Origin of the sequence: Enterococcus sp. DIV0774, assembly GCF_050539095.1 — a bacterium.
GTDB lineage: Bacteria > Bacillota > Bacilli > Lactobacillales > Enterococcaceae > Enterococcus > Enterococcus faecalis.
On the sequence record NZ_CP172923.1, the window covers coordinates 2016051 to 2028869 of the forward strand.

A 12819-nucleotide genomic window follows, 5' to 3' on the forward strand; every position below is an offset into this window, starting at 1 on the left:
GAAAAAGGATACGAAAGCTTACTCACTTTCGTATCAAAAAAAGCAATCTTCACTCAAGTGCTACGCGCTTTTTTGGTTTTAAAATGACATTTAAAAGGACTGCTACCAAAGTGGTTAAGATAACTTCCGAATTACCGAAAATCGTTGTTACCCAAGTTGGAAAACCAGCTAAGCTTCCAGTAGACAATGTGACACCAATTCCAAATGCTAGAGCTGTTCCGACAACCCCAGTATTTCGAGGAGTCATTTCCTGCGAAGCAATCATCCGAATACCTGTTATAGAAATAGAAGCAAAAACTGAAATCGTTGCGCCACCAATTACCGCGTAAGGAATCGTAGTTAATAACGCAGCTACTTTCGGAACAAAACCAGCAATTAATAATATAACTGAAGCGAAAACCAGAACATACTTATTAATCACTTTTGTTACCGTAACCAGACCAACATTTTGTCCAAAAGTTGCCACTGGGATTGATCCAAATAAACTACCAATAAAGTTAGTGAAACCACTCCCCATAATTCCGCCAGATAATTCTTCATCCGTTGCATCCCGATCCATTGCCCCAACCGTTGTTGCTGTAAATTGACCGATGGCTTGAACAGCATCAACAATAAACATCACCACAAGCGTAAAGATAGGCACCAGTTGAAAATCCAGTCCAAAATGAAACGGGGTAATTACCTGAACGATTTTAGCATTTTGAACTGGCTCAAAACTAACCATCCCTAAAGCTAAAGAAATCAAATAACCAATAACCATTCCGTTTAAAATTGCTGATAACTTCAAAAATCCTTTTGCAAAATAATTGAAGTAAAAGACAATCGCAAAGGTTAATAATGCAACTAACCAATTCCGGGCTGAACCAAAATCAGCACTACCAGCTCCTCCTGCCATATACTTAATCGCAACAGGAAACAGGGATAGGCCAATACTTAAAATAACCGTTCCTGTTACTAAAGGCGGAAACAACACACGGATTTTTTTAATGAACAAACCAACAATAATAACAAGAATACTGCCAACTAATTGGGAACCAAAAATTGCTGCAATCCCAAAATCAGCTCCGATGGCCATCAAAATCGGTACATACGCAAAACTTGCCCCCATCATAACTGGTAACCGTGAACCCACTTTTCCAAAAATAGGGAAAAGTTGAATTAACGTGGCAACTGCTGAAAAAATCAATGATGTTTGAATCAAAATAGTCGTATCACTAGGACTTAATTGGCAAACTTTGGCAATCATAATTCCCGGTGTGACAATCCCTACTACTGCTGCGACAACGTGTTGCAATCCCATCGGAATTGCTTCAGAAATTGATAGTTTCGCATCATATTCAAATAATGCTTGCTCTTTTTTTTCATTCATAGGATCGTTTCCTTCTTCTTTTTATTCTAAAAGGATTGTTTCCCTTAATCAGTAAAGAATGCAATCCTTTTTCCCTCAGAAACATCTTAAAAATTATCCTTTGACAGCAACTGCTTCAATTTCAAATAAACCATCTTTTGGCAACTTGGCTACTTCTACACAAGAACGTGCAGGCAAAACTTCTGAAAAGTAATTCCCATAGATTTCGTTAATTTTGCTAAAATCAGACATATGTTGTAAAAACACCGTTGTTTTCACAACATTATCATAGGTCATCTCGACCTCTTTTAAAATCGAACCTAAATTGATAAAAGCTTGTTTTGCTTGTTCTTCCACTGTAGTCTTCATTTCGCCCGATTGCGGATCTAATCCTAGTTGTCCAGAAATGTACAACGTATTTCCCGCTAAGACAGAATGTGAATAAGGACCTACAGCAGCTGGTGCCTGTGCAGAATTAATCATTTTGTTTGTCATCGTTTTCCTCCATTCTATGATTCTTTATTTTCAATTAAAGTCCCTGTTTTTCCAGATAATCCTTCTTTGGCTTTTTCTAATAACGTAATCAATGTTTTTCGACCTGTCTTAGATTCAGCAAACTTAATCGCTGCTTCAACTTTTGGTAACATTGAACCTGGAGCAAACTGACCTTCTTGCGCATATTGTTTCATTTTTTCTGTTGAAATATTCCCTAGGGCTTCTTGATTTTCTTTACCAAAATTAATACAAACTTTTTCAACTGCTGTTAAAATCACGAGCAGATCAGCATCCACTTGTTCAGCCAGTCGTTCACTACAAAAATCTTTGTCGATAACTGCATTTACACCTTTTAGTCGGTTCCCTTCTTGAATGACTGGGATGCCACCACCGCCGCCAGCAATGACTGTTTGGCCAGCATCAACCAATGTTTGAATCGTGAGAAGTTCGACAATATTTTTTGGTTTAGGAGAAGCGACGACTTGGCGATAACCACGGCCAGCATCTTCCATCACTTGTATATTTTTTTCTTTGACTAATTGTTCTGCTTCTTCTTTTGTCATGAAGCGACCAATTGGTTTCGTTGGTTTTTTGAACGCCGGATCATTTTCATCCACGACCACTTGAGTGACTATGGTGGTGACGGCTTTACTTATATTTCGTTGACGCAACTCTTCTTGTAGCGCATTCTCTAAATCATAGCCAATGTAACTTTGACTCATGGCTACGCACATGGATAACGGAACAACTGGATATTGTGGATTATTAAAGGAAAATTCTTCCATAGCTAATTGAATCATCCCCACTTGAGGACCATTGCCATGAGATAAAATAACTTCATATCCTGCTTCAATCAAATCTGCAATCGCTTTGGAGGTCTGTTTTACGGCAGTCATCTGCTCCGTCAAATTATTTCCTAAAGCATTGCCACCTAAAGCTACTACGACGCGTTTGCCCATTGCTTCACCTCATTTTCTGTTTTATAAAAAGGACGATGCTTTTTCTTTTTCACAACGAGTTTTCGTATTAACTGTCTGTTGTCGTTGCATGAAGTCAACGCACATGACTAAGCGTTCTTGACTCGAGACAATCACACATTCATGAATAGACTTGGGAAGGTCTTATTTGTTCATGTTGAAGAGGCAACTTCTAATGATTCATTGTGTAAAGAAAAAGCATCTGTCTTCATGCCAAATTCATTATTTTACTTCTCTTGGTATCGCTTTATCCGCTAAGTCTGTTAAGGTTTTTTGCGGATTTTTTACTTTACTTAAGAAAATCATAGCCGCAATAACATACGGTTTGTAGCTAGCTTCTTTGTAAAGTTCGACCCGATAACGATCGAAAACAGAAGCTTCCACTTCGCCTTCTTCACAACTAACGCCAGTAATATCAGCTGGTAGACAATGCATATACAAAGCTTTGCCGTCTTTTGTTGTTTTCATCAATTCTTCTGTACATTCCCAATCTTTGTGCTTTTTATTTTGAGAAAGTAATTCTTGTTCTAATTGATCAATTCCTGCTTGGTCACCATTGCCATATAATTCAGTTCGCTTTTCCATTGCCGCAAAAGGTGCCCAGCTTTTCGGATAAACAACATCCGCATCTTTGAATGCTTCTGCCATACTATTCGTTTTAGTAAAGTTTCCACCAAATTCTGCTGCATTTTTCTTCGCAACTTCTTCTACTTCTGGCATAATTTCATAACCTTCTGGATGTGCTAAGACGACATCCATTCCTAAACGGGTCATTAGACCAACAATTCCTTGAGGAACAGATAATGGTTTTCCATAAGATGGTGAATACGCCCAAGTCATGGCAACTTTTTTCCCTTTCAGGTTTTCAATGCCACCAAATTCATGAATTAAATGCAACGCATCCGCCATTGCTTGCGTCGGATGGTCAATATCACATTGTAAATTCACTAACGTTGGGCGTTGTTCTAATACCCCATCTTTATATCCTTCTTGGACAGATTCTGATACTTCGTTCATGTAAGCATTGCCTTTACCAATGTACATGTCATCACGAATACCAATGATATCAGCCATAAAAGAAATCATGTTTGCTGTCTCACGAACAGTTTCTCCGTGAGAAATTTGACTTTTTCCTTCGTCTAAATCTTGAACTTCTAAGCCCAAAAGATTACACGCTGAAGCGAAACTAAAACGTGTTCTTGTAGAGTTGTCGCGGAATAAAGAAATTCCCAAGCCACTATCAAAGATTTTAGTTGAAATATTATTTTCTCTTAAATAGCGTAATGTATCGGCAACTGTGAAAACAGCTTCTAATTCATCTCTTGTTTTTTCCCAAGTTAGGAAAAAGTCATTTTCGTACATTTTTTCAAATTCTAATTTATCTAATTTCTCAATATATTCTTTAAACGTTTCCATTCCATCTGCTCCTTTTTTCTTGTCTAATAATCCTTTACTTAACCACAATAGACCGTTGGTAATGCCGCATAAACGGCTGCACAACGAACCAAATCATCTTTCCAAGTTTTTTCATTTGGTGCATGTGCTTGTGCTTCCGCCCCTGGCCCGAAACCAATACAAGGAATGCCATTACGTCCCATAATTGAAACGCCATTTGTTGAGAAGGTCCACTTATCTAACAATGGGCGTTCTTCACGCATTTCCACTGTTTCTACAGAGCCTTTCCGTGTTTCTCCATAGAGATTTTTGTGCGTTTCCATCAAGGCTTTTGTTACATCATGATTTTCTGGAATTACCCACGTTGGGAAATAACATTCAATTTCATAAGTTAAATCCGTATAAGAAGGACGATCATAGTTGTACATTGAAACCGTCACATCATCTCCATATTTTTTAACAGCTGGTAAATTGCGAATTTCTTCTAAACAACTTTCCCAAGTTTCTCCAGCAGTCATTCGACGGTCTAGTGAAACGGTACAGCCATCCGCAACAGCACACCGACTTGGTGAAGAATGGAAAATTTGCGAAACAGTCACCGTACCACGACCTAAGAAACGGGCTTCTTGCCACTCTGGATTGTACTTAGGATCTAACATACGAACTAAACCACGAATCGCTGTGCTTTCTGTATCTCCATTGTTGTTTAAGGCACGAACATCTTGTAAGATATCCGCCATTTTGTAAATGGCATTATCTCCACGTTCTGGTGCTGAGCCATGACACGAAACGCCTTTGACATCAACTTTAATTTCCATTCGGCCTCGTTGACCACGATAAATCCCACCATCTGTTGGCTCTGTTGAAACAACAAATTCTGGACGGATACCGTCTTCTTTGATAATGTACTGCCAGCATAAGCCGTCACAGTCTTCTTCTTGGACAGTAACTGTTACTAAAGCAGTGTATTTTTCTGATAATAGACCTAAATCTTTCATGATTTTAGCGCCATAAATAGCCGAAACAATCCCGCCCTCTTGGTCAGACGTACCGCGACCACCGATCTCAGTTTCTGTTTCATAGCCATCGTAAGGATCAAATTTCCAGTTACTCATTTCACCAATTCCGACAGTATCCATGTGCCCATCAAAAGCAATTAATTTTTCACCAGACCCCATATAACCAAGTAAATTCCCTTGAGGATCAATGTCAATTTTATCGAAACCTAATTTTTCCATTTCGGCTTTTGCTCGCGCAATTTTGTTGCCTTCTTCTGCACTTTCTCCTGGAATTTTGACAAGGTCTCTTAAAAATTTGACCATATCTTCTCTGTAACCTTCTGCTGCTGCATTTACTGCATTAAAATCCATTCCTTTTACCTCCATAAAATTTTTTTATAATTGTCTGGATCAGTGTCCCCTTCGGTAGAAAACATTAAAACGTTTGACGTCTCATCCAGTTGCAATGCCTCACGTAATTCTTGATAGTCGGGATCTTGCATCACTGTAGCTACTAAGCCCATTGCTACTGCCCCAGATTCGCCTGATACAACTTGCGGATCCCCTTTTAATGGTGCGCCCAACATACGCATTCCTTTTTCAGAAACCCAATCTGGTGCTGAAACAAAGAAGGATGTATGATTTTTTAGAATATCAAAAGAAATCGTATTAGGTTCTCCGCATGCTAAGCCAGCCATAATTGTCTGTAAATCACCATCGACAAAGCGAATTTCTCCGTCTTTTTTAATTGCTGATTGATATAAACAGTCAGCGGCCTGTGCCTCAACTACGACCATAACCGGTGGGTTTTCTGGAAAAGCATTAGCAAAATAACCAATCACTGCACCAGCTAAACTGCCGACACCAGCTTGAACAAAAACATGACTAGGTCGTTCAGAGCCAAATTTTCTTAATTGTTGAGAGGCTTCTAACGCCATCGTTCCGTATCCTTGCATAATCCAAGTCGGAATTTTTTCATATCCGTCCCAAGCGGTGTCTTGAACCATGACACCGTTTTCAGTTTCTTCGGCCATTTTATTAGCCATTCGCACACATTCATCGTAATTAACTTCTTCGATTGTGACGGTTGCGCCTTCTTTTTCAATATTTTCTTTTCTCGTCTGTGTTGAACCCTTCGGCATGAGTACAACTGATTTTTGACCTAATTTATTCGCAGCCCAAGCGACTCCTCGTCCATGGTTGCCATCAGTTGCTGTAAAAAACGTAGCTTGTCCAAAAGCTGATCGTAATTGATCAGAAGTTAATTCATCATATGTTAGTTCCGAAACATCTTTCTTTAATTTTTCGGCAATATAGTTAGCCATGGCAAACGAACCACCTAAGACTTTAAAAGCATTTAAACCAAAGCGATAAGATTCATCTTTAACAAAGAAATCATTTAACCCCAGATACGCGGCCATATGATTCAATTCTGCTAATGGTGTTTCTGAATACTGTGGAAAACTTTTGTGAAAAGCCAAAGCTTTCTCAATTTTTTCTTTAGACATCAGAGGTAAGTACTTATCCTCCGTCTTCGGCATTTCATTTGCTGTCCATTTAATTTTTTCCAAAAATACTTCTCCTCCTTCTATTTTTAAGTTGCTTTACGAAAAACAAATTTTCCTTGATTTGCCAAGATGACTTGCCCAGCTTCAGCAACTTTTTGACCTCTTAAATAAACCATTCGAGCCTGTCCTTGTGTTTCAAATCCTTCATACGGCGTATAATCGACATTTTGTAACTGCGTTCTCGCAGCAATCACGCCGGTTGTTCTAGGATCCCAAACAACTAAATCGGCATCACTGCCTTCTTGCACCACACCTTTTTGTGGATACATCGAGAATTGTTTAGCAATATTTTCAGAAAGCAGAGCAACCATTTTTTCCAAGGTGATTCGGCCCTTCGCCACACCTTCCGTGTAAATTAATTCTGGTCTCGTTTCAACACCTGGCATCCCATTGGGAATTTTACTAAAATCATCTTCGCCAACTGTTTTTTGTCCGTGAAAATTAAAACTGCAGTGATCTGTCGATATTGTATTGATTGCCCCCTCTTTAATCCCTTGCCACAAAGCCTGTTGATCCTCTCGTTTGCGTAGTGGCGGTGAGCAGACATATTTTGCTGCTTCAAAATTAGGCGCATCATACAAGTGATCATCTAGTAAAAGATATTGAGGGCAAGTTTCTACATAGACTGATTGTCCTCTTTGACGAGCCCGTTCCACCGCTTCTAATGATCGTTTTGTGCTTAAATGCACAATGTTAACCGGCAAATCAGCCATTTCCGCTATCATCAAATATCTTGCTACCGCTTCTGCTTCAACAGCCGCCGGTCTTGATAACGGATGATAGTGCGGGGTTAGCTTTCCTTGAGAAACATATGATTGGATTAATTCATCTACTAAATCACCATTTTCACAATGAACGCCTAACATTCCATTAACTTTTTTTATTTCTTTCATCGCTTCAAAAATTTCCGCATCTGTGGTCCGCAAGTTATCATAAGCCATATACATTTTGAAGGAAGTAATACCTGCAGCAATCATTTCCTGAATTTCAGCAGCTATCGTTGGGTTCCATTCGATCATGGACATATGGTAAGTATAATCACATGAACTCTTGCCTTCAGCCAATTGATTCCAAGTAGCTAAACAGTCTTTCAATGAGCCACCTTTATTAGGTGTAGCCATATCAATAACCGTAGTCGTACCTTTGGCCACCGCCGCTTGGCTGCCAGTAGTAAAGTTATCCGCCGTACTTAACGAACCTTTGCCATTATTTAATTCCAGATGCGTGTGCGCATCAATAAAGCCTGGTAATACATAACACCCCGTAACATCCTCAATCTGAGAATTTTCTACTGGTAAATTTGCCCCCATCTCTACAATTTGCTCGCCGTCAATTCGAATATCCAATTGACGACGATTATATGCAGATACGACGGTTCCACCTTTGAGCAGAATAGACATTTATTTATCCCCCAGTCGTAAATTTCCTTTTATGCTTGCATACAATAAGCATATTCTTCAATCATAGTTACCATTAATGCGATTAAATCTTCTGGTACATCTAATCCTTGATCTGTTAATTGAATCGTTGACACCGTTCCCCATAGACGCAGTAAACAAATTTTATCCACAGGATTTTGAACATAGAAACCTGAATTAGTACTGTCATAAAAATCAGCTTCACTGTTAAATAAGGTAAATTTGTCTTTGTAAGGGGCACTTGCATAAGGGCAAAATGTTTCACAGTTGCCACATTCGTTACACATCCGATCAACATGAACAATTTGTGGTTTTCCTTCGACATACACAACAATATTTGCTCGGTTTGGACAGACATCCATACAAGATTCACAAATTGTGGAGCATTCTAAGCAACGACTAGCTTGACTACAAGACATCTCGTCTGTCACAAGGATACCCCGTTTGTTTCTAACAAATGCGACATCACTATTTAAATTATCTTTTTCATAGTGATGATTGTGGACAAGACAAATATTATTGGCCGCTTTGGTTGCATCAGCGATTGCTTCAACAATTGTGGCTGGTCCTAAATTAGCGTCACCAATGACATAGACGCCTGGTATATTTGTTTCCAATGTTTCTTGATTTGAAACGACTTTCCCATAGTTGTCTGTGTGAATGCCTAATGCTTGGTAAAACTCTGTATCTACTTTTTCACCAACAGCGGCAATCACTGTATCAGCAGGAATATCAATCATTTCTCCTGTACCAATCGGACGACGGCGTCCAGAAGCATCTCGTTCACCTAGGACCATTTTTTCACAAGTTAATTGTTGATTTTCATGTTTAATTGGCGAAAGTAATTCTAAAAAGTCGACACCATCTTCTAAGGCTAAATAAAGTTCTTCTTCATCTGCTGGCATATTGCGTTTATTCCGACGATAAACCACTGAGACTTTTTTAACACCAGGTAATGTTGTGGCTGCACGAGCACAGTCCATGGCTGTATTTCCGCCACCAACGACGACAATCTGTTCTCCGTAGGGATTAATCGTTGGATTTTCTCGGTTTGCTTTTAAAAATTCTAACGAGTTCAATGCTCGACCAGATTCTAAACGAAGGACCCCATGTTTCCATGCACCAATGGCATAAATAACATTCGTATAGCCTTGGTTTTTCAATTCTGCCAATGATGGCGCCTCTTGTCCTGTACGGAATTCGGCTCCCATAAATTCCGCTAACTGAACGTCTTTTTGAACAGATTCCATAGAAATTCGAAATTCTGGTACAATCTGGCTACAAACGCCCCCAATTGTCTCGGATTTTTCAAACACAGTAACAGGCATGCCTTCACGTGCTAATAAATACCCAGCAGAAATCCCTGCAGGGCCTCCACCCACAACAGCTGTTTTAGGTGCATTTTCTTTTGGCTGTGGCTTTTCTAGTGTCGTCAATAATTCATCATAAGCATGTTCAGCTGCTTCTAACTTCACTTCCCGAATATGAATAGATTCTTCATAAAATTGACGTGTACATTTAGTCATACAAGGATGTGCACAAATGGTTCCAGTAATAAAAGGCAACGGATTTTTATCGACAATTACTTGCAAGGCCTTTAAATAATTGCCTTCACTTACATAACGAAGGTAAGCAGGAATATCCTGATTGATTGGACAACCGCCGTCACTTCGACAAGGAGCGATATAACAATCTGTTAGTGGAACTGTTTTTCTTAGTTTGGTACTTTCTGGTAATTTAATTGATTTTTGGTAACGCGCTTGTGTTTTAGCTTTCTCAACAACTTGGGCTAATTTATCCAAGTTGACATGAACCATCTGAGGATATTCTGCTGCGCTTAATACATTAGCAACTTGATTCATTCGTTGATAGCCACCGGGTTTCAACAGAGTCGTTGCCATAGTGATTGGCCAAATCCCAGCATCAAATATTTCTTTACTATTGAAAATATCTGCACCGCCAGAATAAGAAATTTGTGGTTTCCCATCAAATGCTTCTGATAATTTTTGTGCCAATGAAATACTAAGAGGAAATAGCGAACGTCCTGACATGTACATTTCATCACCAGGTAATTCATTTGCTGCAATCGTTACTGGGAAAGTGTTCGTAATTTTAACTCCGAAGCTTAGATTTTTACTATTGGCTAATAATTGCAGACGTTGTAACATCGGTACTGCTTCTTCAAATTGTAAATCTTCTTTAAAATGGTGATCGTCAAAAACCATATAATCAAACCCTAGCTCATCCATCGTTTGACGCGCATATTCATAACCTAACATGGTTGGATTACATTTAATAAAGGAATGGAGCCCTTTTTCACTTAATAAATAGGCCGCAATTTGTTCAATTTCATCTGATGGACAGCCGTGTAAAGTCGACAGCGTAATAGAATGACAGACTTTAGGACTAATTGCTTCGATATATAAGTCATCTACTTTTTTAAAATAAGATAGATATTTTTTGGCAGCTGCTTGGCATTCCGCCCAAATCGGCGTTCCTTCTGCGTTCTGCATTTCGTTAATATAACGATCAATTTTTGGTGATTGAATCCCTGCCAAATCATAGCCAACACTCATGTTAAAAATGAAACCATTCGGGTCACCTAGCTCGAACTCTTTACTCAGTAACTTCAAAACGAACCATGCTTTGACGTATTCATCATAAGCTTGGGGAACGCGCAATTCTGTGGACCACTCAACGTTGTAACATTCATCCGCTGCTGCGATACATGGTTTACTCACCGGTAAATCTTCTCCATCCAGTATCTGGACTGTCTTAACTTCAAAAAAACGAGAACCTGTTAAATAGGCCGCAATAATATTTTGTGCTAATTGTGTATGAGGACCTGCTGCTGGACCACAAGGGGTTTCCATTTTTTCTCCAAATAACGAAATCGTTTTTGTAGGATCCGCATGATAAAATTTACGAATGCCAAAAATTGTGCCATCTTGTTGATACTCACTAAAAATCCAATTTAATAAAGCCTCAATTGAGATGGGATGCATAATATCACTCATTAACGTCACTCCTTTTATTTATAATGAAAGCTATTGATTTACTCGTTTCCAGAAAGATTGTGCTTGCGTTTGCGCATCATGCCAAACTTTCTCTTCATCAATTCCTTGAACTTCACGATTACGCATCCGAATTTCTCCATTAATCACCGTGTCAGTGACCATCCCACCATTCATACCGAATAAAATGTGCATGTTATAATTCTCTTTTGTCATTGGTGTCGGGCCATGATAATCAACAATAATGACGTCTGCTGTTGCATTAGGTTCTAAAACGCCTAGCTTTGTTTTAAAATAGCGATTAGCCATTTGCGGATTATTATCAAACAGCATTGTGGGAATTTCTGCCCAAGCCGCATTTGGATCAGCTAAATGATGTTTGTGGATAACATTTCCTACCTTATAAGATTCCGTCACATCATTCGTATAACCATCTGTGCCAAGACCCATCAAAATACCATACTCATTAAACATACGCATCGCAGGTGGGCAGCCGACCGCATTCCCCATATTCGACTCTGGATTCGTGACCACCATTGTGTCTGTTTCTCTTAGTAATTCCATCTCATGAGGGCCAATATGGATGCAATGGCCTGCCATTGTCTGTTTTCCTAAAATTCCTAAATCAAATAATCGGTTCACAATCGGCTTCCCATATTTTTTCAAAGAATCATGAACATCGGCTAAATCCTCTGCAATATGAATATGATAACCAATCCCATCTGGCGTATTGGCTGCACATAATTCTAAAGAAGCATCTGATAAAGTAAATGCTGCATGCATACCCATCATCGCTTTTTGCATATCATCATTTCTTAAGGAACTGGCTTTAATAAAGGCGGCATTTTCTTGAACTGCTTCCCGCATTTTCTGCTCACCATCGCGATCAGAAACTTCATAACAAAGGCAGGTTCGAATCCCTAACTCGTCCGCTGCATTAGATAATTGGGTTAAACTCCCTGTAATTTCTCCGTAACTAGCATGATGATCAAAGACAGTTGTAACACCGTTGCGAATACTATCTAAATAAGCAACCTTACCACTTTGATAAGTGTCTTCTAATGTCAAGGCACGATCAATTCGCCACCATTGATCTACCAAAATATCCATGAAATTTTTAGGATGATAATTCGTTAAACTTAACCCACGTGCAAAGGTACTATAAATATGATTGTGCATGTTAATAAAGCCTGGCATAATCACTCCACCTTTAGCATCAATAAATGTCGCTTCTGGATAAGCTTGTTTTAATTCTTCTGTCGTTCCGACTTGTTTCACAACTTGACCATCAATCGCCACACACCCATTTTCAAAAAAATGATTCTGCGCATCCCGAGTGATTAAACGCCCATTTCCAATTAATAACATGTATTCTCCTCCTATTTTCCAACCTATTCCCCACATGTAGCAAACGCTTACAAACCAATCGCTCAATCATTCACGAATATAGCTTGTCTAGCTTTTCTAATCTATATTCCCTACGAAAAGTATTTGAAGCGCTTGCATTTTTTTACTAACGAACTCATTAACTTGATTAAAGTATATCACCTTACCTTAAAAAAAACAATGCTACCTAAAAAATATTTTTTAGAATTTTAACAGCCGT

At 39.0% G+C, this 12819-nt stretch carries 9 protein-coding genes; all 9 read right to left on the reverse strand.

Annotated elements, in window-relative coordinates:
- Window positions 1-49 precede the first annotated feature (49 nt).
- Window positions 50-1369, reverse strand: coding sequence for a nucleobase:cation symporter-2 family protein (locus IGL86_RS09655; protein WP_033625413.1), 1320 nt, complete (start codon window positions 1367-1369; stop codon window positions 50-52).
- Window positions 1370-1462: 93 nt separating this feature from the next.
- Complete coding sequence (locus IGL86_RS09660) at window positions 1463-1843, reverse strand: RidA family protein (protein WP_002362244.1); 381 nt, start codon at window positions 1841-1843, stop codon at window positions 1463-1465.
- A gap of 14 nt (window positions 1844-1857) precedes the next feature.
- A complete protein-coding gene (gene arcC, locus IGL86_RS09665) occupies window positions 1858-2802 on the reverse strand; it encodes a carbamate kinase (protein ID WP_010828946.1) in 945 nt (314 codons plus the stop codon).
- A gap of 240 nt (window positions 2803-3042) precedes the next feature.
- Window positions 3043-4236, reverse strand: a complete 1194-nt coding sequence (gene ygeW, locus IGL86_RS09670) for a knotted carbamoyltransferase YgeW (protein WP_033625412.1) — start codon at window positions 4234-4236, stop codon at window positions 3043-3045.
- A gap of 38 nt (window positions 4237-4274) precedes the next feature.
- Window positions 4275-5600, reverse strand: coding sequence for a YgeY family selenium metabolism-linked hydrolase (locus tag IGL86_RS09675; RefSeq protein ID WP_002362247.1), 1326 nt, complete (start codon window positions 5598-5600; stop codon window positions 4275-4277).
- Window positions 5591-6784, reverse strand: coding sequence for a diaminopropionate ammonia-lyase (gene dpaL, locus IGL86_RS09680; RefSeq protein WP_002382663.1), 1194 nt, complete (start codon window positions 6782-6784; stop codon window positions 5591-5593). The genes IGL86_RS09675 and dpaL overlap by 10 nt, the downstream gene beginning before the upstream one ends.
- A gap of 23 nt (window positions 6785-6807) precedes the next feature.
- On the reverse strand, window positions 6808-8181 hold the full coding sequence (gene hydA, locus IGL86_RS09685) for a dihydropyrimidinase (protein WP_016616770.1): 1374 nt from the start codon (window positions 8179-8181) through the stop codon (window positions 6808-6810).
- 29 nt (window positions 8182-8210) lie between these two features.
- Window positions 8211-11216, reverse strand: a complete 3006-nt coding sequence (ygfK, locus tag IGL86_RS09690) for a putative selenate reductase subunit YgfK (protein ID WP_430605600.1) — start codon at window positions 11214-11216, stop codon at window positions 8211-8213.
- 30 nt (window positions 11217-11246) lie between these two features.
- A complete protein-coding gene (gene ssnA / locus IGL86_RS09695) occupies window positions 11247-12581 on the reverse strand; it encodes a putative aminohydrolase SsnA (protein ID WP_033625410.1) in 1335 nt (444 codons plus the stop codon).
- Between the last annotated feature and the right edge of the window lie 238 nt (window positions 12582-12819).

What these genes read in the sequence shown, in the direction of transcription:
- IGL86_RS09655 (WP_033625413.1), bottom strand. Translation starts at nt 1,369, where the DNA reads ATGAATGAAAAAAAAGAGCAAGCATTATTTGAATATGATGCGAAACTA.
- IGL86_RS09660 (WP_002362244.1), bottom strand. Translation starts at nt 1,843, where the DNA reads ATGACAAACAAAATGATTAATTCTGCACAGGCACCAGCTGCTGTAGGT.
- arcC (WP_010828946.1), bottom strand. Translation starts at nt 2,802, where the DNA reads ATGGGCAAACGCGTCGTAGTAGCTTTAGGTGGCAATGCTTTAGGAAAT.
- ygeW (WP_033625412.1), bottom strand. Translation starts at nt 4,236, where the DNA reads ATGGAAACGTTTAAAGAATATATTGAGAAATTAGATAAATTAGAATTT.
- IGL86_RS09675 (WP_002362247.1), bottom strand. Translation starts at nt 5,600, where the DNA reads ATGGAGGTAAAAGGAATGGATTTTAATGCAGTAAATGCAGCAGCAGAA.
- hydA (WP_016616770.1), bottom strand. Translation starts at nt 8,181, where the DNA reads ATGTCTATTCTGCTCAAAGGTGGAACCGTCGTATCTGCATATAATCGT.
- ygfK (WP_430605600.1), bottom strand. Translation starts at nt 11,216, where the DNA reads ATGAGTGATATTATGCATCCCATCTCAATTGAGGCTTTATTAAATTGG.
- ssnA (WP_033625410.1), bottom strand. Translation starts at nt 12,581, where the DNA reads ATGTTATTAATTGGAAATGGGCGTTTAATCACTCGGGATGCGCAGAAT.